Source organism: Flavobacterium sp. OHVDL-2026-0007 (assembly GCF_059882335.1).
On the sequence record NZ_CM187612.1, the window covers coordinates 3528834 to 3553141 of the forward strand.

At 34.2% G+C, this 24308-nt stretch carries 24 protein-coding genes; 10 read left to right on the top strand and 14 right to left on the bottom strand.

Annotated elements, in window-relative coordinates; translation table 11 throughout:
* Positions 1 to 45: 45 nt before the first annotated feature.
* The 3 genes from AC51AA_RS14485 to AC51AA_RS14495 are packed head-to-tail and all read left to right on the top strand — an operon-like array spanning position 46 to position 2068.
* The gene (locus AC51AA_RS14485; RefSeq protein WP_500702936.1) at positions 46 to 471 is read left to right on the top strand and encodes a hypothetical protein; all 426 of its coding nucleotides are present in this window, start codon (positions 46 to 48) and stop codon (positions 469 to 471) included.
* A gap of 5 nt (positions 472 to 476) precedes the next feature.
* Positions 477 to 848: a BlaI/MecI/CopY family transcriptional regulator gene (locus AC51AA_RS14490; protein ID WP_500702937.1), complete on the top strand. Its 372-nt coding sequence runs from the start codon at positions 477 to 479 to the stop codon at positions 846 to 848.
* The gene (locus AC51AA_RS14495) at positions 845 to 2068 is read left to right on the top strand and encodes a M56 family metallopeptidase (RefSeq protein ID WP_500702938.1); all 1224 of its coding nucleotides are present in this window, start codon (positions 845 to 847) and stop codon (positions 2066 to 2068) included. The genes AC51AA_RS14490 and AC51AA_RS14495 overlap by 4 nt, the downstream gene beginning before the upstream one ends.
* Positions 2069 to 2153: 85 nt before the next feature.
* Here AC51AA_RS14495 and AC51AA_RS14500 read toward each other — a convergent pair whose 3' ends face one another.
* Entirely contained in the window at positions 2154 to 3518 is a 1365-nt protein-coding gene (locus AC51AA_RS14500) for a saccharopine dehydrogenase family protein (protein WP_500702939.1), read from the bottom strand.
* Between the two features lie 197 nt (positions 3519 to 3715).
* On the opposite strand from AC51AA_RS14500, the gene AC51AA_RS14505 reads away from it, so the two are divergent.
* A complete protein-coding gene (locus tag AC51AA_RS14505; protein ID WP_500702940.1) occupies positions 3716 to 4102 on the top strand; it encodes a DUF423 domain-containing protein in 387 nt (128 codons plus the stop codon).
* A gap of 306 nt (positions 4103 to 4408) precedes the next feature.
* A complete protein-coding gene (pckA, locus tag AC51AA_RS14510) occupies positions 4409 to 6013 on the top strand; it encodes a phosphoenolpyruvate carboxykinase (ATP) (protein ID WP_500702941.1) in 1605 nt (534 codons plus the stop codon).
* 105 nt (positions 6014 to 6118) lie between these two features.
* Here the strand turns inward: pckA and AC51AA_RS14515 are convergent, their stop codons facing one another.
* Positions 6119 to 7180, bottom strand: coding sequence for a phytase (locus AC51AA_RS14515; RefSeq protein WP_500702942.1), 1062 nt, complete (start codon positions 7178 to 7180; stop codon positions 6119 to 6121).
* A gap of 67 nt (positions 7181 to 7247) precedes the next feature.
* Positions 7248 to 10058, bottom strand: coding sequence for a TonB-dependent receptor (locus tag AC51AA_RS14520; protein ID WP_500702943.1), 2811 nt, complete (start codon positions 10056 to 10058; stop codon positions 7248 to 7250).
* 235 nt (positions 10059 to 10293) lie between these two features.
* Between AC51AA_RS14520 and AC51AA_RS14525 the strand changes: the two genes are divergently transcribed.
* On the top strand, positions 10294 to 11394 hold the full coding sequence (locus tag AC51AA_RS14525; protein ID WP_500702944.1) for a DUF4407 domain-containing protein: 1101 nt from the start codon (positions 10294 to 10296) through the stop codon (positions 11392 to 11394).
* A gap of 93 nt (positions 11395 to 11487) precedes the next feature.
* Here AC51AA_RS14525 and AC51AA_RS14530 read toward each other — a convergent pair whose 3' ends face one another.
* From AC51AA_RS14530 to ruvC, 6 genes are all read right to left on the bottom strand, one after another.
* A complete protein-coding gene (locus tag AC51AA_RS14530; protein ID WP_500702945.1) occupies positions 11488 to 12210 on the bottom strand; it encodes a PH domain-containing protein in 723 nt (240 codons plus the stop codon).
* A 71-nt stretch (positions 12211 to 12281) separates the two neighbouring features.
* Complete coding sequence (locus AC51AA_RS14535; protein WP_500702946.1) at positions 12282 to 12653, bottom strand: MmcQ/YjbR family DNA-binding protein; 372 nt, start codon at positions 12651 to 12653, stop codon at positions 12282 to 12284.
* 17 nt (positions 12654 to 12670) lie between these two features.
* Entirely contained in the window at positions 12671 to 13072 is a 402-nt protein-coding gene (locus tag AC51AA_RS14540; protein ID WP_500702947.1) for a GNAT family N-acetyltransferase, read from the bottom strand.
* A 60-nt stretch (positions 13073 to 13132) separates the two neighbouring features.
* Positions 13133 to 13903 (bottom strand): cyclase family protein, encoded by a 771-nt coding sequence (locus AC51AA_RS14545; protein ID WP_500702948.1) that lies wholly within the window; start codon positions 13901 to 13903, stop codon positions 13133 to 13135.
* Between the two features lie 82 nt (positions 13904 to 13985).
* Positions 13986 to 15122, bottom strand: coding sequence for a radical SAM family heme chaperone HemW (hemW, locus tag AC51AA_RS14550; RefSeq protein WP_500702949.1), 1137 nt, complete (start codon positions 15120 to 15122; stop codon positions 13986 to 13988).
* A 65-nt stretch (positions 15123 to 15187) separates the two neighbouring features.
* The gene (gene ruvC / locus AC51AA_RS14555; RefSeq protein WP_500702950.1) at positions 15188 to 15742 is read right to left on the bottom strand and encodes a crossover junction endodeoxyribonuclease RuvC; all 555 of its coding nucleotides are present in this window, start codon (positions 15740 to 15742) and stop codon (positions 15188 to 15190) included.
* 56 nt (positions 15743 to 15798) lie between these two features.
* Here ruvC and AC51AA_RS14560 point away from each other — a divergent pair, with 56 nt between their 5' ends.
* Positions 15799 to 16743 (top strand): hypothetical protein, encoded by a 945-nt coding sequence (locus tag AC51AA_RS14560; protein WP_500702951.1) that lies wholly within the window; start codon positions 15799 to 15801, stop codon positions 16741 to 16743.
* Between the two features lie 152 nt (positions 16744 to 16895).
* Here the strand turns inward: AC51AA_RS14560 and AC51AA_RS14565 are convergent, their stop codons facing one another.
* On the bottom strand, positions 16896 to 17381 hold the full coding sequence (locus tag AC51AA_RS14565) for a hypothetical protein (protein ID WP_500702952.1): 486 nt from the start codon (positions 17379 to 17381) through the stop codon (positions 16896 to 16898).
* 381 nt (positions 17382 to 17762) lie between these two features.
* On the opposite strand from AC51AA_RS14565, the gene AC51AA_RS14570 reads away from it, so the two are divergent.
* On the top strand, positions 17763 to 18263 hold the full coding sequence (locus tag AC51AA_RS14570; protein WP_500702953.1) for a DUF456 domain-containing protein: 501 nt from the start codon (positions 17763 to 17765) through the stop codon (positions 18261 to 18263).
* Between the two features lie 273 nt (positions 18264 to 18536).
* A complete protein-coding gene (locus AC51AA_RS14575; protein ID WP_500702954.1) occupies positions 18537 to 19133 on the top strand; it encodes a DUF937 domain-containing protein in 597 nt (198 codons plus the stop codon).
* Positions 19134 to 19210: 77 nt separating this feature from the next.
* Here the strand turns inward: AC51AA_RS14575 and AC51AA_RS14580 are convergent, their stop codons facing one another.
* The 4 genes from AC51AA_RS14580 to AC51AA_RS14595 form a co-directional block, all read right to left on the bottom strand.
* The gene (locus tag AC51AA_RS14580) at positions 19211 to 20119 is read right to left on the bottom strand and encodes a pseudouridine synthase (protein ID WP_500702955.1); all 909 of its coding nucleotides are present in this window, start codon (positions 20117 to 20119) and stop codon (positions 19211 to 19213) included.
* Positions 20120 to 20470: 351 nt separating this feature from the next.
* Complete coding sequence (locus AC51AA_RS14585) at positions 20471 to 21427, bottom strand: geranylgeranylglycerol-phosphate geranylgeranyltransferase (protein ID WP_500702956.1); 957 nt, start codon at positions 21425 to 21427, stop codon at positions 20471 to 20473.
* Between the two features lie 138 nt (positions 21428 to 21565).
* Positions 21566 to 22504, bottom strand: a complete 939-nt coding sequence (locus tag AC51AA_RS14590) for a mevalonate kinase family protein (RefSeq protein WP_500702957.1) — start codon at positions 22502 to 22504, stop codon at positions 21566 to 21568.
* Positions 22505 to 22553: 49 nt separating this feature from the next.
* Positions 22554 to 23657, bottom strand: coding sequence for a diphosphomevalonate decarboxylase (locus AC51AA_RS14595; protein ID WP_500702958.1), 1104 nt, complete (start codon positions 23655 to 23657; stop codon positions 22554 to 22556).
* A 165-nt stretch (positions 23658 to 23822) separates the two neighbouring features.
* Between AC51AA_RS14595 and AC51AA_RS14600 the strand changes: the two genes are divergently transcribed.
* Entirely contained in the window at positions 23823 to 24299 is a 477-nt protein-coding gene (locus AC51AA_RS14600) for a TspO/MBR family protein (RefSeq protein ID WP_500702959.1), read from the top strand.
* Positions 24300 to 24308: the final 9 nt, after the last annotated feature.

Here is a 24308-nt window from a genome sequence, read left to right on the forward strand (position 1 = left end):
CGTTTGTAGAGCTAAATCTACTGTTGTAGAGTAAAATGAAAAAATATGCGTCAACTTTTTATAGTCTTGTTTTTTGGAATAGTCTTGTCAGGCTGTAAAACCAAATTAGTTAATCAGAAAATTGACAAGAAGAAAGAAGGTGCTTGGATTGATGATTATACCCAAGATGATATAAATTACAAATCATATGAGTATTACAAACATGACCAGCCGGTAAGAAAGTGGAAATCCTACATCAACGGCAAAATCTACAAAACCGAAAAATACAAAAACGGAAGCTGTACAGTTAAAAATTATTATGAAAACGGAAAAGTGCAATCCAAAGGGAAAACAAAAATAGAAGGAGAATCAAGACAACTACATTGGTTTTATTTTGGCGATTGGAAATTCTATTCAGATAAAGGAAGATTAACAGAAATCAAAAAATACAATAACGGGGTATTGCTTTCGGAACAAAAACTAAAAAACTAAAAAAAATGCAATTATCAAACTCAGAAGAACAATTAATGGAACATCTTTGGAAGCTTGAAAAAGCTTTTATGAAAGATTTGCTCGAAGCGTATCCAGAACCAAAGCCAGCAACAACAACAATTGCTACGCTTTTAAAACGAATGATCGATAAGAAATTTGTGGCCTATAATGAATTTGGGAATTCAAGAGAATATTACCCACTGGTTAAAAAAACAGCCTATTTTTCAAAACATGTAAACGGATTAATTAGTAGTTTCTTTAATAATTCAGCATCTCAATTTGCCTCTTTTTTCACAACCGAAACCAATTTATCAACTTCGGAATTGGAGGATCTTAGAAAAATAATTGATTCAGAAATTCAAAAAAAGAAAAAATGACAACTTATCTTTTAAAATCAGGAGTGCTACTTATCTTATTCTATGTAGTGTATAAATTGTGGTTAGAAAACGAAAAGATGTTTCGTTTTAATCGTGCTTATTTGTTGGCGAGTTTGATTTTTAGTTTTATAATTCCGTTGCAAATTGTTTCGTTTGCCACTTCTTTTTCGGCAAAAACGGGAATTGTTCAATTGGATGAGTTGGTGATTCGAAAAAGTAATGAAAACCTCAAGACAATTTCTGAGAGTGATATTGTAATGGCATTAATTATTGGGTTTTATGCGGTGGTGGCCTTGTTGTTGATTGTTCGTTTTGTTTTGAATATTTATTCGTTTTATAAAAGAATTAAGGAAAATGAAGTGGTGTTGGTAGATGGGACGGAAGTTGTTTTGCTCGACCAGACTCTTTTACCGCACTCATTTTGGAAAACTGTTTTTGTAAGTAAGGATGAATTTACGAAAGGTAAAGTGCCATCTGAATTAATAGCTCACGAAAAAGCACATTTGGATCAAAAACATACTTTGGATGTTCTTTTTGTAGAGATTTTACAGATTGTGTTCTGGTTTAATCCTCTGTTGTTGTTTTACAAAAGAGCAATCAAACTCAATCACGAATTTTTAGCGGATCAGGCCGTAAATGCGCAATTTCAATCCGTTAAGAATTATCAAAATCTATTGTTAGCTTTTGCTGTAGATAAAGGTACAATTCAATTGGCGAGTAATATAAATTATCTAATAACTAAAAAACGTTTACTTATGATGACTAAAAAAGAATCTCAGGTTAAAATTATGTTTAAGGTATTTGGTGTGGGGGTAGTTTATGCATTGGCATTGTTTGTCTTTAGTGCAGAAATGAGAGCCCAAGAAGTGGTGGATAAGTCAAATTCGAAAGATACAACGCTTCATAAACTGGGAGAAATGGAGAGAAAACCAAGTTTTCCTGGTGGAACGGCAGAATTCTACAAGTTTATTGGTCAAAATTATAAAGTGCCAGCAACCCCTACAGGTATAAAATTAAGTGGTAAGATTTATATCACTTTTGTCGTGGAAAAAGATGGTTCTTTGTCAGATTTTAGATCATTAAGGGATATTGGATATGGAACAGGAGATGAAGCCATCCGAGTACTAAAGGTGTGTCCAAAATGGATTCCGGGTTATGTTAAAGGAGAGCCTGTTCGTGTAATGTATAGTCTGCCTATTACAGTACAGTCAGCAAAGTAGAAAAAAAATCCGCTTCTATAATTTTAGAAGCGGAAATTTAAAAACTAAAAAAAAAATTCTAAAAAAAAAAAAACAATTGCAAAAACTAAAACAGATCTGCATTGTAACCAAAATAGGGCATAAGCTGTTCGTTAAAAACTACCCCATATTCTTCTAACTCTTTTAAAATAGGTAAGTATACTTCTTTTCTTATAGGAAGTTGTACACCAGGAGTTGTTATTTTACCATTTAAAATTAATAAGGTGGCCATGGCTACAGGTAATCCAACTGTTTTGGCCATTGCGGTGTAGGTTTGGTCTTCACCAATGCACACCATTTTTGAGTCTATTTGCTGTTTTTTGCCATTTAATTCATATCCAAATTTATGATACATTACGATCATATCTTTGTCGTGAGGGGCTAATGTCCAGCTGTCTGAGAGTATCTTCTCTAATATTTGGGCAGGAGTTGCATGGGGTAAATTCACTTTCTTGTCTGGATTGAACAAGTCTAATTCCAAAAGTTTGTCCCACATAATATCGTCCTGATCAATTTTTAGAATCAATCTGGTTTTGATCTCCACAGAATCTGTTGGATGATACGGTAAAAAGGAATTTACAAATTGACGGTAACTCATGTTTTCAGAATCCTCCATGATATAACTATCATCCGTCATTCCGAGCTGCACAAACATGTTCCAAGCTTTTGAATAACCAACTCTTCTGATTGTGCCTCTATATAAGGTTAGGATATGATCTAATCCGTAAATCGACCTGTATTTTAATGAATCTCGGTTGGAATAAGCCTCGAATTTGCCGTAACCTTCCACTTCTAGAAATTCCGTTCTGCGAAATAAAGCGCTGTACGGAATGTATTTATAAGTACCTTCTTGAATAAATTTTGCTGCTCCACCTTGTCCAGCTAAAACTACGTTTCTTGGAGCCCAGGTAAATTTATAGTTCCATAGATTGTTGTCGGATTCAGGTGCTACTAAACCACCGCAGAATGACTCAAAGAGTAGCATATTGCCGCCTTGTGATCTAATTTCATCAATGGCTTTCATGGCGCTCATATGATCAATTCCTGGATCAAGGCCAATTTCATTCATGAATATCAAATTATGCTGCTTTGCTTCTTCATCAAGTGCCTGCATGGCATCACTTATGTAGGAAGCTGTTACTAGGTGTTTCTTAAATTGAAGGCAATCTTTTGCGATTTCTATGTGTAAATGGGCTGGTAACATCGAAATGACAATTGAGGCCTGCTCTATAGCTGATTTTCTTTCTTCAGTATTAAAAATATCTAAAGCTATTGGAGTAGCATTGGGGTGCTGCTGCGTTTTCTTCTCGGCTAGAGCCAAAGACAAGTCCGCTACAACAAGGTGTAAATTTTCGCTTTCTGATTTTGATAATAAATAGCGAATTAATGAAGAGGCTGATCGACCAGCTCCGATAATTAAGATCCTTCTCATTTTTTAAATATATAACACAAATGTATTAAAATGTTATAGATATAACAATGTAATTTTTGTAAAAAAATGAGTTATTTTAAATTTTAACAAAAATACATATAATTTCATTCTCTATAAGGGTATTTTAATGGTGTTGGAAAATGCTTTTTAAATTGTATTGAAGTACATTTGTTATATAACATTGAAATACAAATAAGATGAATAGGAAAATAGTTTTAACTGGGATTTTTATGGGTGTGTTAGCCATCATACTGGGGGCTTTTGGCGCTCATCTCTTGAAAAAATGGCTGTCAGTAGAACAACTTGTTAGCTTTGAAACAGCTGTTCGTTATCAGATGTACCATGCTTTTTTCCTGTTTTTTCTATCTACTCAAAAAGAGATTTCTGAAAAAGTATTAAAAAGTGTTTATAATTTGACGGTGTTTGGAGTGCTATTATTTTCGGGCTCAATCTATTTGTTAGCCACAAATAATCTTACTTCATTTGATTTTAAAATTATAGGATTCGTAACACCTTTGGGTGGATTGCTATTAATTGTTGCTTGGAGCTACTTATTCTTCAGTATTCTAAAAAGAAAATCATAAAATTCAGTATAAAAAATCTTATCTGAAATTTAATCTTTAATTTTGCATTATATATAACATATGACGTTGCTTATGTGAATTTATAGTATTGTTTTGTCTTAAAAGGCAATAATATAACAAATTCATTTAGTTAAAGTTATAAGAAATCAATCTAAAAAGTATTAATTTTTTTTTATTTCGAGAAAGTAAATTGTCATTTTTTACTTTTTACATATAAATAAAAGGGAAATTTAAATAATTTAAAGGGATTGAAAATAAAATTATATTTTTGTACTGGATCAAATAACATACACAACATTAAAATTTATGGACGCTAACACACTTTTTACGCAATCGATTTCGTTAAAAGAATTAGGAATTGAAAATGCTAAAGTTCGCTATCAATTATCAGCAGATGAATTGCATGCGGCTACTTTGCAATCAGGCCAAGGTGTTGAAAACTCTACGGGAGCATTGGCAATTAACACGGGAGAATTTACCGGACGCTCACCTCAAGATCGTTTTATTGTAAGAGATAGTATTACCGAGGATCAAGTTTGGTGGGGGAAAGTAAATATTCCTTTTGCGCCTGAAGCTTTTGAGAAATTATATAATAAAGTAACCCAATTTTTATCCAATAAAGAAGTTTTTGTTCGTGACTCGTATGTTTGCTCTGATGCAAATTATCGATTAAATGTTCGTGTTGTTACCGAAACGGCTTGGTCTAATTTGTTTTGCTACAATATGTTTTTGAGACCAGAAGATGCTGAATTGGCTAATTTTACACCAGAGTGGACCGTAATATGTGCGCCAAGTTTTATGGCAGACCCTGCCGTGGACGGAACGCGTCAGTCTAATTTTGCGATTTTAGATTTTACTAAAAAAGTAGCTCTTATTGGAGGAACAGGATACACAGGAGAAATGAAAAAAGGAATTTTTTCTGCCTTAAATTTCATTTTACCTGTTTTCAAAGATACCTTGCCAATGCATTGCAGTGCCAATGTGGGTGAAGCGGGAGATACGGCTATCTTCTTTGGATTATCTGGAACTGGAAAAACAACCTTATCTGCTGACCCAGCTCGTAAGTTAATTGGCGATGATGAGCATGGATGGACCAGTGAAAACACAGTTTTCAATTTTGAAGGGGGTTGTTATGCGAAAGTGATTAATTTATCCGAAGAAAATGAACCAGATATTTTTAGGGCGATCAAAAAAGGAGCGCTTTTAGAAAATGTGGTTTTTAAAGCAGGAACAAATGAAGTGGATTATGATGATATTTCCATTACACAAAATACACGTGTGAGTTATCCAATAACACATATTGATAATATTCAGCCAGGTTCTATTGGGCATAATCCTAAAAATATATTTTTCTTAACAGCCGATTCTTTTGGTATTTTGCCTCCAATTTCTAAGCTTACTCCAGGACAGGCTGCTTATCATTTTATCTCAGGATATACGGCAAAAGTCGCAGGAACTGAAGCGGGAATTACAGAGCCACAACCTAATTTTTCAGCTTGTTTTGGTGCGCCATTTATGCCTTTGCATCCGACGCGTTATGCAGAAATGCTTACTAAAAAAATGAAAGATGCAGATGTAAAAGTTTGGTTGATCAATACAGGTTGGACAGGTGGAGAGTACGGAACAGGAACTCGTATGAAGTTAAAATATACACGTGCTATGATTACGGCGGCGTTAAACGGAGAATTAGATAATGTGGAATACAAAGACCATAAAGTATTTGGGATTGCAAAACCACAATCTTGCCCTAACGTTCCGAGTGAAATTTTAAATCCTAGAAATACTTGGGCAGATCCTGAGTTGTATGATAAAAAAGCGTTGGAATTAGCTCAGAAATTTAAAGCTAATTTTGCAAAATTCGAAGAGTTTGCAAATGCTGAAATCTTAGCTGGTGCACCGATTACCGAATAAGGAAGATTACTAATTCAAACTAAAAAAAGCTGTTCGTTAGAACAGCTTTTTTGCTTAATACGGTTTTTATGAGACAGAGCACTAATTCTGCAGAGGTGATCTGTTTTATTTTTTTGCTTGAGCGTCAATTTGTTGTTGAATCAAATCCCATGCGTAATAATGAAATGTCATGCCATTGCTCATGGCAACAAGAAGGCCATTTTTAAATTTCCCTCCTAAATTGATGTTTGTTGCATCAGCGCCATCACATTCGATTGTTGACGTTGGAATTTCAGCCAATAGGGGATAATGGTTCGGATTGCCCTTGGCACCTTCTCTAGGATAAACCATAAAAGTATTCGCTTGTTGATTGGATACTAAAATATAACCAGTAGTGGCTGTTTTTTTGTAAATCGCGATTCCTTCGTTATCTGATTTAAAACCAGTTTTTCCAAAAAGCACCAATTCTTTATTGTTTTTTAAGGCAGGATCAGCATTGTATTTTCTAATTCCGAATTGTTCATCGCAATAAAAAATAGCCCCTAATTCGTTGTCAACTGCAATGGCCTCAATTTCTTTCTTTCCGCTGTAAGCACCAAATTTGCGAACGACTTTTGCTGTAGCAAATTTCCCAGAAGCTAAAAGTTCGTATTGCCATAAATAACTGCCTGAAGGTCCAGACTTTCTTCCTACTACAGCGAAAATTTTACCATCGGTTGGGCGTGTATACAAGGCAATTCCCATTGGATCACGTAATGCCTCACCTTCAAAAACTGGAATTCCACCGTTGTCAATTGCTTTTAAATCAGGTAAACTGAAGATTCTTATTTTGTTAGATTCGCGTTCAGTGGTTACGGCAACATCTACTTTTTTGCCATCAATAAGAAAACCATAAGCGATATCTACATTGTTTGGACGCTGTAAAGGGATCGATTTTTTAAGGATTTTGCCATTTAAATCAAAAGCATATAAACCACCATCGGTATCTTTATCTGTTCCGACGATAATACTTTTTGAGGCATCAGTGGGATGTATCCAGATAGCAGGATCATCGGTATCATGCGGTAAAGCTTCTGTAACAGTTGTTGGCTTAATAGCATTCGGAGCAATAAGAGCTAGTTTGTCGTCTTTACAGGCTGTACATAAGAGGCTTAAGAGTAAAGAAGAGAGTATAAGTTTGTTTTTCATTCGATTTTATTTGAATATTTATGAGACAGAACTGTTCTGTCTCATATAAGGATTTGTCATTTGTAGTTTACAAGTCAAACTTTAACCCCAAATTGTATCGAGCTTGGTAGTATTCGGCTTGTTTGGTATGTGCTTCAACTCCTTGATAATAACGTAACGGCTGATTGGTTAAATTGTTGGCTTCAGCAAAAACACGAAGATGAGAAGTAATTTTGTAAGAAGCATTGGCATCTAAGAAAAATTGTTTGTCATAATAACTGTCTTTGTACGATTCAGAGCCTAATTCATCTAAGTAATCTGAGGTGAAATTAGTTGAAATTCTAGCTGAAAAACGTTTGTTTTCCCAAGATAATGACCCATTAAACATATGAGGAGTTGTTCCTGGTAGACTGATGTCATTTCTTTCGTTTCCATCTTCATCGGCGATTCCTTGGGCTTTAGATTTGGTGTAGGTGTAATTTAAATAGATACCAAATCCTTTTAAAAATTTCCCGGGTAAGAAATCTAACTGACGTTGGAAAGCAACTTCAAAACCATAAACATCAACTTTGTCTCCATTCCTAGATTGAATAAATGACCAATTTTCCCCTGCAGGAATTGGGTTAGACTGATTTGGGAAATCGTTTGCAAATTTTGTGTCGGTATATTGATTATCACTATAATTGTAAATGAAATCATTTAATCTTTTATAGAAAACACCTCCAGATATTAATCCAACCGATTTGAAGTAGTTCTCCGCCATGAAATCATAATTGTATGAATAGGTCACATTTAGATCTGGATTTCCAGCTGTAATTTCTTTATCGGCTGCAATATTGTTTACATAAGGAGCTAATGCATAATAATTTGGTCTTGCTAAAGCAGTAGTCGCAGCGGCTCTTAAAACTAAATCTTTTGTAGCGTTGTATTGAAAGGAAATACTTGGCAATACATTGGTATAAGAGTTGGTGTTGTTGATTTTGCTTTCTAATTCTTCTTCGTCTAATACACGATTTCCAGTATAATCAATGTGAGTATTCTCAACACGGAAACCTAGAACCATAGATAATTTGTCATTAAAGTCTTGATCCCATCTCACATAAGCAGCATAAATGCTTTCTTTGGCATTATAATTTACGGCTAAATATTCTGCTGGGTCGGCTTTTTTATCAAATAGGATAGGGTTATTTAGGTCTAAACCTCCTAAGAAGGCTGCTGAAGCAAATGTTCCTGGAACATATTTGCTACCTTGGTTAAAGTTTTTTCCATCATAATGACTTGTTGGAATTTGAGACAACAAAGCCATGTCATCATTGATTGGGTCATAAGAATAGAAAACATTGTTTCTTTCCTTTTCCTTTAAACGAAGTCTAAGCCCAGTTCTAAGCCTTCCTTTTTGTGAAGGAATGATGGTAAAAGGAAAACGGATATTTATTTTGGCTCCAAATTCACTCTCACTTGTTTCATCTGTATTTTCGGTAACGGAATCAAATTTGAATTTATCCAACAATTCTCCCGTTGCAGTGATTAATGGAAATCTTAAGTCAGTTAAATCTTCCATCATTTCCAAGCCTTTTTGACGATATTCAATATAACGTTCTCCGGGTCTATATTCTCTGGCTTTTGCATAATTTGCTGACCAATCCAAATCTAATTTAGAGTTGATTAAGTGTTCTCCACGAATCGAGTAATTTTGGACACGTTGGTCTTCTAATCTCCTGCTTTTGTTTCGGCTATTATCAATACCACCTTTTGTCTGGTGTTTTACGCGGCCTTCAAAACCAGTAATTTCTTCGCCATTGTAAATGGGTTCAATATCGTCATAAGTTGTTCTGAAGCGATTCTCTCTATCATCTCTCCAGTTGTAGATGGCATTTGCAAAAATGGTATTGTTTTCATTGAATTTATAGTCTAGAGCTACAGATCCACTGCGACGAATACGTTGGACGTCGTATTTTCTAATCTCTGATGCCTGTAGATATTCATTTCCGAAATCATCTTTTACCCACTCGTTTTCGATGTTGTCAGATCCATAATCAACATTATTATAGGATCCACTCAAAACGGCTCCTAATTTACTATCAAAAAAACGGTTTCCATACACTAAACCTGCGGTGTAAGAAGCGTGTTCGCGTATTGGCAAGTACCCTCCGGCAACTGTTGCTGAGATTCTTTCTCTGTTAGGAGTAGCTCTGGTTACTAAATTTACGGAACCACCAATGGCGTCAGCATCCATATCAGGAGTTAAGGTCTTGTTGACTTCAATAGTCGAAATCATATCAGACGGAATTAAATCCATTTGTACGTTTCTATTATCTCCTTCTGCTGACGGAATTCGGTCACCATTTAAAGTAACAGAGTTCAATGAGGGAGCCAAACCTCTAATAATAATATTACGAGCCTCACCTTGATCGTTTTGCATCGTAATACCGGGAACACGCTTTAAAGCATCTCCGACATTGGCATCCGGAAAACGACCAACTTGATCAGATGAAATTACATTTCCAATATTTTTGTTGTTTTTTTGTTGGTTTAATGCCTTGGCCTGACCTTTCAATATGTCTCCAACAACCACTTCGTTCAACTCAGTTCCTGAAGTTTTAAGTGAAAAATCAATTACATTGTTTTTTCCTTGCTGTACGATAATCTCTTGAGTTACGGCGGTATATCCGATGTATTTTACTTGTACCTGGTAAGTTCCAGTGTTGATATTTAGCAGTTCAAAACGGCCGTTATAATCTGAAACAGTGTATTTATTTTCTCCTACAATTTGAATCATCGCTCCAGGTAAGGGAAGTTTATCATCGATATCGAGTATTTTTCCTGAGATTATCGCTTTTTGGGCATAACCTGAAAAAGCTAATAATAAGAATGTTACTAATAAATAAATTTTTCTCATGTGTTTTAGTTTGATTTGGATGCGAAACTAGTATCTAAATGTTATTAAAACTCTTACAAAAAAATAACAATATGTTATGGTTTGTGCAGAGTTTTAGAAATAGATTAACCTTAAAATAACATCGAATAAAAAAAGTAATTCTATTGGTATAAGCAAAAACAAATGAACTATTTATCTCATAATTAGATTTTTGGCGCTAAATTTGCCTTATCAATCACAATCAAAATCATCAATCATGTTAAAACAATTTTTCATTCTATGTTCAGGGACAGATCGAGATCTTCTCGAAGGCTGTTCAGAAGGCGAGCAAACCAAATATGTCGGTATTGGCGCCACTGTTTTTTTTACTGCAGTTATGGCTTTCTTGGCCAGTGCTTATGCGCTTTTTACTGTTTTTGATTCTATTTACCCGGCTTTAATTTTTGGATTCGTTTGGAGTTTACTCATCTTTAATTTGGACCGATTTATTGTTTCTACAATAAAAAAAAGGGACCGTTTTTGGGATGAATTTTTACAAGCGACACCGCGAATTATGTTAGCAGTTATTATTGCTATTGTTATTTCTAAACCGTTAGAAATTAAAATTTTCGAAAAAGAAATCAATACCGTTTTATTGAAAGAAAAAAATGAAATGGAATTGGCGAACAAAAAGCAAATTGGTAATTATTTTAAATCAGATCTGGATAAAAACAAAGGGGAGATTGCGGCATTAAAAGATGGAATTCTAAAAAAAGAGAAAGAAGTAGAAGCGTTGTATTCAACGTATATTACTGAAGCAGAAGGTACAGCAGGAACTAAAAGGCTTGGTAAAGGACCTGTTTATAAAGAAAAACGAGAAAAGCACGATGCTGCTTTAAAAGAGTTGGCCGCTTTAAAAACGACCAATGAAGCTAAAATTGCTGAGAAAGAAAAAGCAGCTCAACAATTGCAAGTGGATTTAGATAAAAAAGTATCTCAAACCCAGCCGATTATTGAAGGATTTGATGGTTTAATGGCGAGAATAAATGCGCTTGATAAATTGCCTTGGTTGCCATCATTTTTTATAATGTTGCTATTTTTAGCTATTGAAACCTCTCCGATTATAGCAAAACTGTTGTCTCCTAAAGGGGAGTTCGATTTTAAACAAGAAGAAGCTGAAACGGCAATAAAGGCAACTTTAGCACAAAACAAATACCAGCGCGAATTATTGGTTAAGACAAGTGCTTCCATGCATGATAAAGTGTATGCGGATATAGCCGAGGATAAGAGCTTGTACGATTTGCAACGCAAGAAAGCAACAGAGTTATTAGAATTACAGGCCTATCATTTTTCGGAGAAGCAAAAAGCTACTTTTTAAACCAGCAGTATTGCGATTGTAAAAAGGATGCTAAAAAAAAGTCTTAAGTTCAAACTGAACTTAAGACTTTTTTTATTTTAGAGGTGTATATTTTTACATATAGCTCAAGATTTCTTTTTTAAAGGTGTCGTATTCTCCTTGAAGAATCAAACCATTGTCTAATAGTTTTTTATAATTCTGTAGTTTGTCAAAAAGCTCTTCTTTTGATAATTCATTAAGCTTGCGCTCAGCGCTCGAAGCTTGAGTTGCTTGAGCTGGCTCAAAAGTCTCATAAGAAGGAGTTGCCGTTGCGGGCATAATTTCTGCAAAATGGGTAACTTCTTCAGCCTCCATTTCTTCAATTTCTTCTTCAGCTTCTAGATCACTTTCAGTATCTATTATTTGTGCTGCTTCTGAAATTGGTGTTTCGGTAACAACTGGATTTTTAAGTAGATCTAATTGTTCTTTAGCGTAAGTATAAATTTTTCTCGCCTGTGTTTTTGGAATATAATCTATAGAAATGGATAAATCCGTCTTTGTTCCAAATGAGAATTCAGAACCTAAGATGTTTTCTTTTACAAAAGTACTCGCTATATCATCCCAAGTATAATCAGTAAAATCCATTGAAAGCCCTAAGTTTTTAGGCTTGCACATAATAATACGTTTGTTGGTTAAGATGATACTATCTGGAAAAACTGTAATTGCTGGTTTTTTTTGAACTGCGATATAGCCGATTTCTTCACCTTTCATCAATAAATCATTGAGTTTTGAAGTGATTTTCTCAATCGCTTTTGGATCTTGTTCTTCGTTCAGGAATTTTTTAAATTGTTCTTTCATATTCTATAAGTTGCTTAAATGCAAGTTTATTGAGTGATTAAGTGTTTTTTCTTATGGTGCAAAAGTAGTGCCTAATTTTCTAATTCGATAATTTCATTCTGAATTTTCTTAGTTAAACTTTTGAAAACCAACTCATAGGAATGATCTATTAATTCTTTGACAAAGGCGGTGGATAAAGAACCGTTTAGAGCAAGGGTATTCCAATGAACTTTACTCATATGAAAACCCGGTTTTATTTCATCATACTCAGCTCGTAATTCTTGTGCTCGATCTGGGTCGCATTTTAAATTAACCGAAGGTTCGTTCTTCTCCCACTGTGATAAAGAGGATAAAGCAAACATTTTTCCGCCCACTTTAAAGACTAAAGTATCTTCATCAAAAGGGAAGTGTTCGCTAACCCCTTTTTTAGAAAGGCAATATTCGTAATAGGTTTCTAAATCCATTTTTTAAATTATAAAAATTATACGATTTTCTTTTCCATCATTTTTTCGGGATGCTCTAATGCCGTAAAGCCAAATTTCTTATACAGAAAGTGGGCGTCAGTTGTGGCTAACCTCCAGATTTGAATATTTTTCAATAATGGTTCATTCATCATGCTTTTAATTAAAATAGAGGAATATCCTTTACCTTGATGTTCTGGCGTGATAAATACATCCATGACATAGGCAAAAACAATATAGTCGGTTATGACTCTGGCAAAGCCAATTTGTTTTTCGTTTAAGTAAATTCCAAAACAAACCGATGCATCTATGGTGGTTTGCACTTCTTCTATAGTTCGACCTGCAGCCCAGTAAATATCTTTTAAAAAGTGCTGAATGAACGGTACATTAAGTTTATTTTTATCGGTCGAAACGGTTATCATTTTCTTGGCAAGTTTAAAATAATAATAGGTGATTTTTAGAAGATTATAAATATAGAAACATTAATGGGGCTTTGGAAAGCTCATTGCATATAGAATGGGTTTTGATGGACTAGCATCATTTTCAAACGAAGCTATTTGTAAATTTAGGACATAATCTCCATCTTTAATTTCGTCCGCTACAAAAATCATTTCTGTAATTGTGGCTTCTATGCGCGCATCAGCATTTAGATGTACGGTGTCTTTTACATTCCAAAATGCTTTGTGGGCTAGTAATTTTCCTTCATCATGTTCCTTGTCTACGCTTGGTAGATCAATTAATAAATGTTTGATTTCACATTCTCGGATGAATAAGGCAGCTTCTTCTGTTAAATAAGGGGGATTGGTATTGGAGTATTTTTTGGACTTTTTATTTTTTTGATTGGGATGGGTTCGGATGATAATCGCTTCTGGTTTTGCTCCATTTAAAGCATGAGAAATTTGATTTTTGGTAATCACCAAATCGTTTCCCCTTTTTTCAGGTTCAACACTAAGGAGTTTTGCGAGAAAGAAAAACTGCTTTAAGCATTGATTAATGCTGTAAAATTCATGGGTAATATGCCCTAAACACTCGGTATGGGTGCCATGACCATGAGGATTGAAAAAGATATTATTGAAATTCGTAGAAGACTTTCCCTCTGAAACTTTTCCAATCCAATCGCCAAAAACGACAGGTTCAATACTGGGTTTTTCGATGTACCAAGCAATCGGATTTTCGTCTGTATTGGTTAACGGAATCGAGATGTCAATAGGCTTTGATAGGTCTATTTCGAAGTTGTTGATTTTTGCTAGCACAGATTAGTTTTTTATGCCCCAAAGATGTTAAATCACAAAGTGCATTGCTTTATTTTGCGCTTGTATGTCTTCATGGCTAATTTTATTCTTCCAAATTTAAGTAAAACAAATCACTCGCAATTCCATCTGTTAGAAATTTTCCTTTTGCTGTTGGTTTAAGAATGTTGTGGTCAATAAATAGCAAGCCGTCGTCTAAGAATTTCAGACTTTGTTTTTGTAAATAGTGCAAATAATCCAGGCCAAATTCTTTTTCGATTCTTTCTAAGGACACGCCCCATATGGTGCGTAATCCCGTCATTATGTATTCATTGTATCGATCAGATTTTGATAGTGTTTCTGTTTCAATAGGCAGAATATTGGTCTGTATTGATTTTAGGTAAAGCGAGTTATTGGCTATATTCCAGCCTCTTTTCTCTCCATCATAGCTATGCGCAGAAGGTCCTATTCCGATATACTTTTTGCCTAACCAATAAGCCGAGTTGTTTTTAGAAAAGTAATTTTCTTTTCCAAAATTGGATAATTCGTAATGGATGAAATCATTTTTTTGAAGGGTCTCTACCAAAATCATGAAATGATTGGAGGCAGCTTCATCTTGAGGTTCCGCTATTTTACCGGTATCAATTAATTTTTTTAGAGCGGTTTTGGGTTCGACTGTCAAAGCATAACTTGAGATATGTGGAATACCAAAGCTCAAAGCTGTTTCAATATTTTGCAACCATTTTTCGTCACTCATCCCGGGAATTCCATATATTAAATCAAGTGAAATGTTATCAAAATACTGGGTAGCTTCTGTTAAACAATTCTTGGCTTCAATTGAATTATGGGCACGATTCATCATTTTTAAATCTTCTTCAAAAAAAGATTGAATACCGATACTTAAACGGTTGATAGGGCTTTTAGATAATTCAATAATTCGCTCAGTAGATAAGTCATCAGGATTGGCTTCTAGAGTTATTTCTGGATCCTGCGAGACTTTAAAGTTGTCATAGATGGTATCAATTAAGAACTTTATTTCTGCAGTAGATAAAACAGAAGGAGTTCCTCCACCAAAATAAATCGTTTCTACAATGTCATTTTTAAACTCATTTTTGCGTAGGGTGATTTCCTTGGCTAGTGCCGAAACCATTTCTTCTTTTCTTTTCATTGAAGTAGAAAAGTGAAAGTCGCAATAATGGCAAGCCTGTTTGCAAAAAGGGATATGAATATAAATTCCTGACATTTTTATGAGATAATCGTTGCGTTATAAGGGCAATGAGGTAATTAAATTAAATGGGTATTGATGAACTATTTGCTGATTTTATCCTCGTTTTGTTTTACAAAGGCATCCCAACCAGAATAGCTTTTTCCAGCTACTATTTTTCCAGAATTAAAAAAATGGCAAACCGCTGCAGCCAAACCATCGGTTGAGTCAAGATTTTTTGGTAATTCTTTTAAGCCTAAAAGTTGCTGGAGCATTTTGGCTACTTGTTCTTTACTAGCGTTTCCGTTTCCGGTAATGGCCATTTTTATTTTTTTAGGTTCATATTCCGTAATGGGAATGTCTCTGGATAATCCAGCTGCCATTGCTACGCCTTGGGCACGACCTAATTTTAACATCGACTGCACATTTTTACCGAAAAAGGGAGCTTCAATGGCAATTTCGTCAGGATGGTGGGTTTCGATCAGTTCGATCGTGCGCTCAAAAATAATTTTTAGCTTTTGGTAATGATTGTCGTATTTGGAAAGTTGTAACTCATTAAGCTGCAAAAATTCCATTTTCTTGTTGATGACTTTTATCAATCCAAAACCCATGATTGTTGTTCCTGGGTCGATTCCTAATATGATACGCTCTTTTGTCAAGTGATTTTGTTTCAGGTTTGAGGTTTCAAGTTCAAAGTTTTCTGTTTCTTTGCGCTATGATTTCAATTCCTCACAAAGCTAAACAATTCCTAGTTCTTCTAATCAAACTTTTGATAGTAGGTGGTGCATTTTATTTTATTTATGATCAGTTAGCACATAATGATAAACTCGATTGGCAAAAGTTTATCACGCTATTTCGCAAGAATCAGTCAGTTTTAGGAATCACATTCCTATTGCTTTTAAGTGTGCTGAATCGCTATTTTGAGATTTTGAAGTGGCAAAACTTAGTAAAGGTCATTCGTGAGATTTCGGTAGGGCAAGCGACTAAAGAAGTGTTGGCCGCTTTAACAGCAGGGATTTTCACGCCAAATGGAGTAGGTGAATATGCTGGAAAAGCATTGTTTTATGCGAAGGATGAGACCAAAAAAGTGATTTTCCTGAATTTAATTTGCAATGGAATTCAAATGGTATTGACCATCATTTTTGGGCTTTTCGGATTATTCTATTTTAATGCGATGTATACTATCATTACCACGCAAACGGTGCTGATTTTGTTTAGTGTTTTTGTATTGGTTTTGGTGTTTTTGTTTTCTGTAAAGAAAATAAATATCAAAGGATATTCCATCGAAAAATTAGCACATAAGATCAATGAGATTCCCCAGTCAATTCATAAAAAAAACATTTTGTTAGGTACTTGTCGCTATGTGGTTTTCTCCCATCAATATTACTTTTTGTTTCTGGCTTTTGATGTTGATTTGCCTTATTTTACGTTGATAGCAACTATCGCAGTCGTATATTTTTTGGCTTCATCTTTGCCTACGTTTCAGTTTTTAGACTTTGCAGTAAAGGGAAGTGTGGCTATTTATTTCTTTAAATTTCTAGGCGTAAACGAATGGATAGTCGTTTTCATCAGTACTTTAATGTGGTTTTTAAATGTGGTGCTACCCGTTGTTTTTGGGAGTTATTATGTACTGAATTTTAAAACGAAAATGGTCAAGTAAAGTGAGTTTTGTGCTCTTCAGTACTGCAGTTCAATGGTGGCTCTCAGGGAAACACCACAAATCTTTTATATGCGGCTATCCGTTTTATGTGATTGGTGATAGTAAGTACTAGGCCTTTTAAGTAAACAGATTAGTGTAAAAGAATAAAAGAACTATTTCGGATCTTTTACTTTGATTATAACGGGTAAGATAAATTGAGTTTTTACAGGAATACCGCGTTTAATGGCAGGATTTACTTTAGGAAAATCGACCAAGCGAGCGTGTAATATACTGTCAATTTTGATCGTATCGTAGGCTACAGAATCTTTAGGGAATTGAGGCTCAAATTTCATGGTGGCATTAGGGAAAACGGTCACTTTCACTTCGATAGTATCGAGTTCGGGATAAAGGATTGAGAGGGTGTCGATGTCCAGTTTTTCCTGAATAAGTTGCGCCATTACTTCAAAAAAGCATTGTTGACGTTGTTTTTTATCGCTAATTTTTTCGCAATCAACAACTGTTGGATACTCATCTACTTCTTTCCAGTTGATTGATTTTAATTCTTTTTGAAGTAATTCTTTTTCAGAAGGAATCTGCTTCTCAAAATATTGACAAGAATTAAGGGCTAAAAAGAGTAAAAGAATGGAAAACTGCTTCAAGATTTTGATATTGAATTGAACTAACTGAATTAGGGTGTAAAAATACGATTATTTTTTTTTAGAAGCTTTGTATTGTTAATATTCTTCGCGGCTTCCAAATAAGTATTTTTCTTGCTTTTGATTTGCAACTTCTTTTAGTTCAGTGGTTAAGGGGGATAGTGCATTTATGAAAAGTAGTATTGATGTGGTTTTGACAATGAGTGTCAGGTTACCTTACAATTAAATGGGTCAGATAAAGGCAATTGAGAAGCGAGAAAAATGAGGTATTAATTGGTTTAGATAGGAAAGGAATGTTTTTTCTTCTTACTTTTATAAATGCTTTTGGGTAACGAGTACTCCTATTAATTGCAAATTTTGACAGACTAATTTATAAAATGATATATGGATTTATTATTGTTGTTGCTCGGTTTTATTTGTATGATAGTGGGTGTTTTGGGAAGTTTTATGCCTGTTTTGCCAGGCTTGTCTTGTAGTTGGATAGGCCTGTTATTGGTCTATTTGACAAAAGCAGTTGATAATAATTATTGGATTTTAGGTACTACACTTTTATTAACCATTATCATTACCATTCTGGATTATGTTATTCCTGCGCACGGGACAAAAAAATTCGGAGGGAGTTCATATGGAATTTGGGGTACTAACATTGGTCTGATTGTGGGTATTCTTTCACCTGTGCCTTTTGGAATTATTCTAGGTCCCTTTTTAGGAGCTTTTTTAGGTGAATTACTATATGATCGTAAGAATCATCAGAGAGCATTTAAAGCAGCAACAGGATCGTTACTAGGGTTTTTAGCGTCTAGTTTTGTTGGTTTTCTCTTTGCCGTAATTTATCTGGGCATTTTCATTAGTATTGTTTGGCAAAATCGTCAAGTATTATTCTAAAGTTAATTTTTGTTTAAGTTTTTTCCTATATTTTTAACAATTGCTTGAAAATAGTACATTTGGTTTTGAAATGTTTTTTTATTTCGTCTGATAACGAAAGTGTTATATTTATTGAGATTAATTGATTTTTTTGTTAAACGACTGTTAATCGCGTAACGTTTTTTTTGAACTTCTTTTTTGGATAGGTTGATTTTTTTTATATTTTTATCCTGATAAACGATAAAAAGCCTCACTTTATCGGTTATTTCGAACGAATTTAAATAGCGAATTGTTATGACCCCGAACCTACAAATTGAACTAAGACGATTTATTTCTTCTAATGTTGTTTCCAAGTTAAATAAGTTTTATTTTGAAAATGACGCGTTATTAATTAAAGGAATTGATGTTTCAATAGGAACCATTTTGTTGGGTTTGTATAATAAAGCTGAGGACTTAGATTTTTATAGAAAAATCACCTCGTTAATCAGTGAGGATTCTACTTTTTATGAAGAATTGGATTTTAATTCGGGTAGTATTTTAGCTGTGGATGATTGTTATCAGTTAGAGGGGAATGTTATTCTAAAAGAGATTTTCACTTCTAAAAAAGCAAGGATTTCTGAAATGGTTTCTAATGAAGTAGGTATTAAAAGCGAGACCGCTAGAGAGATTCTTAACTTTTCTGCACTACTGGTGGTTTCTTATCTTAAAAACAATATGCAATTGATAGACAGTCTAAGGCTTTTATTGGAGGAGCAAAAACGGGACATATTAAATAGCATACATCCAGGGATTAAAATCATTTTAGGATTTTCGTGTTACGAAACAGTAGATGATAAAAACCAATCCATAGGAAGGTCTATTTTTAGCCTTTTTGGTCATAACTTCTTTTAAGTATTACACTTTTCAAAAAAAAATCCCATTTTACCAAGGTAAAACGGGATCTAGTATTTCTAATTTTAAAACGTTTCTTATACGTTTTTCAAATTAATAATTTCTTGTTCAGTTAGCATACGCCAATTACCTCTTGGTAAATTCTTTTTAGTCAATCCAGCAAATGCTACACGGTCAATACGTAAAACGTCATAGTTAAAGTGTTCAAAAACTGCGCGAACTACTTTTACATTAGAAGAACGTAATTTAAGACCGATTTCACTTTTTGCTTCACCATCAATATAGCTTACTTCTTCAACGTAAACACGGTGCCCGTCAAGAACTAAACCTTTGCTGATTTTTTCTAAATCTTCATATTTCAAGTTTTTATCTAAAGAAACCTGATAGATTTTAGAAGATTTTTGACTCGGTAAAGTAAACTTACGAATCATATCAGTATCGTTTGTAAACAACAACAAACCAGTTGTGTTTTTATCCATTCTACCAATTGGTGCAATTTTAGCGGTTGTAGAACCACGAACTAATTCTAGAACGTTACGGAATTCTTGACCTTCATCAAGAGCTGTAGTAAAGTTTTTAGGTTTGTTCAACAAAATGTATTCTTTCTTTTCAGGAGTCAAAAGAACACCATCAAAATTGATGACATCAGTTATCTTCACTAAATAGCCCATTTCAGTTACTGGAATCCCATTTACTTTAACGTTTCCAGATTGAATGTATATATCGGCATCACGACGAGAACAAGCACCTGAATTAGAGATGTATTTGTTCAAACGAATTTCGTCTGCTGCTTTTTGTCTTTTTGGTGCCTGATTCTGTTTTTTAAGTTTTTGTGCCGCTTCTTCTTCGGCAGCCTTAACAGCAGGTTTTACTTTTTTCGGCCCTTGTGCACGCTTTTGCATGGCAGGTTTTGGCTTGTTAGAGTTTGGTCTAGAGCTATTTGGTCTAGAACCACCTCTTTGATTATTGCCTTCCTTATTGTTCATATAATTCTGTAATTTGTGCAAAGATAGTTTATTCTTGCTAAATAATCCTAAGTTGATTGTTCTTAGATTAATAGCTATGCTTTTTTGTGTCTATAGAAGCATGATAATGGGCCTTGTACGGGATGATTTTTCTCTTTTTTGTTTTGATTTATTCTTTTTTTTAGAAAAAGAATAAAGACATTCCCACAAATGAGGAGTTAGTTTTTAAAGTTGGGTATTTTTTAAATGTTTAAATATTTGTAAAACAGCTTTTTAAGTAGGTTGGGCTAGTGTTTTTCAAAAGCCGTATTAATTTAAAATTAATAGAAGTGCGTGATTCTGAAGAAATAGTATAAATGAAGCTGGTTGTTCTTAAAACTTCAAGAGCAAATTCTTTCCATGCCATAAAACACTAGGGTTAATTAAAACAATGCAAAATACACCTGAAACAATCAAAAATTTAAGCACATTGTGCAGAATTAAAAACTGTTCTTTTGAGTTTGATTTCCAGAGAAAAAACAAGAAGAACAGCAAGATCATAAAGCAGGTATAGAAATAGATGTCCATATAACCCACGTCATAGATATTAATTAAAATATAAACAGGAATCACTGTTAAAAAAGTCAAAGCTGTTATGATTTGTTTGGAAACCGTTTCATTATAAAGTATTGGAATAGTTTTGTAATCATTGGCCAAATCACCTTTTAGATTCTCTAAATCTTTGATCATTTCACGAATCAATAACAACAAAAATAAAAACATGGCATGTGCTGAAATAACAACAAAATGGCTCATGTGATTCTCTATTTCTTCAAAGGATATTTTATTGTAGAAATACAGTAGGATAGCAAAAAAGGGCACAACAGCTAATAAAGCCGAAGTTAAGTTTCCAATAATGGCATGTTTTTTTATTTTATGAGAATAAAACCAAATGAGGAAAATGTAAACCGAAAAAAACAAAAATGCTCGCCAACTAACAATTAATGCCATCAGAGCAGCAATGAAATTAAGGGTAAAGTAAACCGAAAGCTTTGTTTTCTGACTGACCAATCGGTCTAACATCGATTTGTTGGGTCTGTTGATTAGATCCTTTTGACTATCGTAAAAATTATTGATAATGTATCCAGAAGCAATTGTGATCGCTGAGGCAAAAACGATTAGAAATAAATTAAAATCGAGTAAAATATCCAGTGCTCTTTTTTCGGGAGCCAAAATAAATATAGCGGATAAGTACTGTGCTAAAACTATAATCGGAATGTTATACCCTCTCACTACAGAGAACAAACTAACAATTTTCATTACTAAAAGTTTGTGCTGTCTGCTTAACATTTTTTATAAAGTATAGGTTATCGGTTAGGGTAGTGTGCAAAAAGCTGTTTCTTTAAAAACTAACTTGATGTATTCTACGCTTGAGGCCTCAGTTTTAAGGCTGTTGCTGCTGACTAACGTAAGCAATAGTTTTGTAGTTTAGAACTGATACACTACTTCTAGTTTGTAGTCTTTTAGGGCAGCTTTAGCGCGTTCTAAGTCTTGTGTAAAACCTAAAATATAGCCACCTCCACCAGAACCACAAAGTTTTAAATAGTAGTCATTAGTATCGATTCCGTTTTGCCAGATTCCGTGAAATTGCTCAGGTATCATTGGCTTAAAGTTGTTTAAAACAACTTTGGATAATTTTTTAGTATTGGTAAACAATGATTTCATATCTCCATGCAAAAAATTCTCTACACAAGCATCAGTGTATTTTACGAATTGGTTTTTAAGCATAGCACGAAATCCTTTGTCTTTTAGGTTTTCCATGAAAATGTTTATCATTGGAGCGGTTTCGCCTACAATTCCAGAATCTAATAAAAATACGGCCCCTTTTCCGTCAAAACTTTGGGTAGGAATACCAGTTGCTTCAATATTATCTTTAGAGTTGATCAGGATTGGAATGCTTAAATAACTGTTTAGAGGGTCTAAACCTGAGCTTTTTCCGTGAAAAAAACTCTCCATTTGAGCAAATATATTTTTGAGTTGTAACAGTTTTTCGCGTGTTAGGTTTTCTAAAACCGTTATTTTGCGAGTAGCGTATTTGTCGTAGATAGCGGCCACAAGAGCACCACTACTGCCTACTCCGTAACCTTGTGGGATACTAGAGTCGAAATACATTCCAGTTTCAACATCGTTTTTTAATGTCTCAAGGTCAAAAGCTACCAATTCTGGTTGTGCTGTTTGTAAAGTTTCTAGGTAGGCCGTGAAACGTTTTAAACTGGCATTTGAAGCGATTGCTTCATTTGATGGCTCTTCAGATTTCTTTAAAGCCCCATTGTAAAAATTATAAGGAATAGAAAGTCCTTTAGAGTCACGAATGATTCCGTATTCTCCAAAGAGTAATATTTTTGAGTAAAATAAGGGTCCTTTCATGTTTGTTTTATGTCTTAGAATCTGAAATTATAATTAAAGATACGCAAAATTATAATGCCATTGCGCCTTCTCCAATTTGGTCACAAATGTACTGACCATTCTGGCAAAATACAACTAATTCGTCCTGAATAAATTGTAGTACTTTTTCGCTAACGTTTTCGGGATATAAAACGTGAACATTTGCACCGGCGTCGAGTGTAAAACAGACCGGGATCTGTGTTTGACTTCTGAACTTCCAAATCGCGTTGATGATGTGCAAAGTATTTGGTTTCATCAGTATAAAATAAGGCATCGAAGTCATCATCATGGCATGTAAAGTCAGAGCTTCGCTTTCGACGATTTTTATAAATTCATCTAAATTACCATTTTCAAAAATGTGGATCAATTGATCCATATTTTCATGTGCCTGTGCAAAACGTCTTTCTGCGAAAGGGTGGTTATGCATTAAATCGTGTCCAACGGTACTTGAGACTTGTTTTTCTCCCTTATCGACCAATAAAATGGTGTCTTGATAGTTGTTGAAATTTTGATGAATGGTATATGGGAATTCAACTCCAAATAAGTCGGAGCTTCCTTTGATGTTGTTTTGATTTCCCCAAGCTACTACCTTTCCCTTTACACTTCTACAAGCACTTCCTGAGCCCAGACGAGCTAAGAAGGACGCTTTTTGATTGAAGTATTCCTCAGTCATTTGTGGATTTAATACTTTTTCTACACTCATGAAGTTCATGGCTAAAGCTGCCATACCTGATGCAGATGAAGCAATTCCTGAACTGTGTGGGAAGGTATTTTGGGTATCAATGGTAAAGTGGTAGTCTTTTAAAAAAGGCAAATAGATTTCAATTCGCTCTAAAAACTTTTGAATTTTAGGTTTAAAGTCTTCTTTTGGTTTTCCTTCAAAAAGTAAATCAAAAGAAAAGCTATCAGCTGCTGCGTTGGCTAAAGCCGAAAGGTCTCTTTTCTTAAATCCTAGTTTGGTTATCGTTTTGCAATTGTTAAGGGTAAAACTAACCGAAGGATTGGCTGGAATTTGATTGTCTTTTTTACCCCAGTATTTTACTAAGGCAATATTGCTGGGAGCACTCCACTCAAAATTTCCGTTTTCGATAATCGAAGTGTACTTTTTAGGAATAAAATCAGTTGCTGTAAACATGAATTATAAAATTTTGGCAAAGATAGTTTTTCTTATTTATTCTGAAGATGTAAATGAAAATTTGAATTTTGCTACTTTAATGGAAATGCGAGAAGAAAGCAACTTGTATGGCTTAGTATGGTTTAAACTTTCTTTTTGACTATTTTTGAACAAAAATTGAGAAAAATGAACAAGTTTACCAAGATCGTAATAGCGCTAATAGTTTGTTTAATGGTGGGGTATTCTTCAAGTCTGGTAACCAAGCCTAGTATTGAAACGTGGTATACGACTATTGAAAAGCCCAGCTTTAATCCTCCTAATTGGGTTTTTATGCCTGTATGGACATTACTTTATATTTTTATGGCTGTTGCTGCTGGATTGGTTTGGGATAAAATAAAAGAGCAAAATGAGACAGTGAAAACGGCATTAGGCTTCTTTTTAATTCAATTGACATTAAATGCCATTTGGTCGTATTTATTCTTTGGATTAAAAAATCCGATGTTGGCTTTAATAGAAATAGCATTGCTATTGTTGATGATTTATGAAACCTACGTAAAGTTTGTGAAAATTAATAAAATAGCGGGATACTTACTGGTTCCTTATTTGATTTGGGTTAGTTATGCTGCTGTATTGAATGCGAGTATTTGGTGGTTGAATAGTTAATTATTTGTT

Coding starts and splice junctions, on each gene's coding strand:
- AC51AA_RS14485 (WP_500702936.1), top strand. CDS start 46: ATGCGTCAACTTTTTATAGTCTTGTTTTTTGGAATAGTCTTGTCAGGC.
- AC51AA_RS14490 (WP_500702937.1), top strand. CDS start 477: ATGCAATTATCAAACTCAGAAGAACAATTAATGGAACATCTTTGGAAG.
- AC51AA_RS14495 (WP_500702938.1), top strand. CDS start 845: ATGACAACTTATCTTTTAAAATCAGGAGTGCTACTTATCTTATTCTAT.
- AC51AA_RS14500 (WP_500702939.1), bottom strand. CDS start 3,518: ATGAGAAGGATCTTAATTATCGGAGCTGGTCGATCAGCCTCTTCATTA.
- AC51AA_RS14505 (WP_500702940.1), top strand. CDS start 3,716: ATGAATAGGAAAATAGTTTTAACTGGGATTTTTATGGGTGTGTTAGCC.
- pckA (WP_500702941.1), top strand. CDS start 4,409: ATGGACGCTAACACACTTTTTACGCAATCGATTTCGTTAAAAGAATTA.
- AC51AA_RS14515 (WP_500702942.1), bottom strand. CDS start 7,180: ATGAAAAACAAACTTATACTCTCTTCTTTACTCTTAAGCCTCTTATGT.
- AC51AA_RS14520 (WP_500702943.1), bottom strand. CDS start 10,058: ATGAGAAAAATTTATTTATTAGTAACATTCTTATTATTAGCTTTTTCA.
- AC51AA_RS14525 (WP_500702944.1), top strand. CDS start 10,294: ATGTTAAAACAATTTTTCATTCTATGTTCAGGGACAGATCGAGATCTT.
- AC51AA_RS14530 (WP_500702945.1), bottom strand. CDS start 12,210: ATGAAAGAACAATTTAAAAAATTCCTGAACGAAGAACAAGATCCAAAA.
- AC51AA_RS14535 (WP_500702946.1), bottom strand. CDS start 12,653: ATGGATTTAGAAACCTATTACGAATATTGCCTTTCTAAAAAAGGGGTT.
- AC51AA_RS14540 (WP_500702947.1), bottom strand. CDS start 13,072: ATGATAACCGTTTCGACCGATAAAAATAAACTTAATGTACCGTTCATT.
- hemW (WP_500702949.1), bottom strand. CDS start 15,122: ATGTCAGGAATTTATATTCATATCCCTTTTTGCAAACAGGCTTGCCAT.
- AC51AA_RS14560 (WP_500702951.1), top strand. CDS start 15,799: ATGATTTCAATTCCTCACAAAGCTAAACAATTCCTAGTTCTTCTAATC.
- AC51AA_RS14570 (WP_500702953.1), top strand. CDS start 17,763: ATGGATTTATTATTGTTGTTGCTCGGTTTTATTTGTATGATAGTGGGT.
- AC51AA_RS14575 (WP_500702954.1), top strand. CDS start 18,537: ATGACCCCGAACCTACAAATTGAACTAAGACGATTTATTTCTTCTAAT.
- AC51AA_RS14580 (WP_500702955.1), bottom strand. CDS start 20,119: ATGAACAATAAGGAAGGCAATAATCAAAGAGGTGGTTCTAGACCAAAT.
- AC51AA_RS14585 (WP_500702956.1), bottom strand. CDS start 21,427: ATGTTAAGCAGACAGCACAAACTTTTAGTAATGAAAATTGTTAGTTTG.
- AC51AA_RS14590 (WP_500702957.1), bottom strand. CDS start 22,504: ATGAAAGGACCCTTATTTTACTCAAAAATATTACTCTTTGGAGAATAC.
- AC51AA_RS14595 (WP_500702958.1), bottom strand. CDS start 23,657: ATGTTTACAGCAACTGATTTTATTCCTAAAAAGTACACTTCGATTATC.
- AC51AA_RS14600 (WP_500702959.1), top strand. CDS start 23,823: ATGAACAAGTTTACCAAGATCGTAATAGCGCTAATAGTTTGTTTAATG.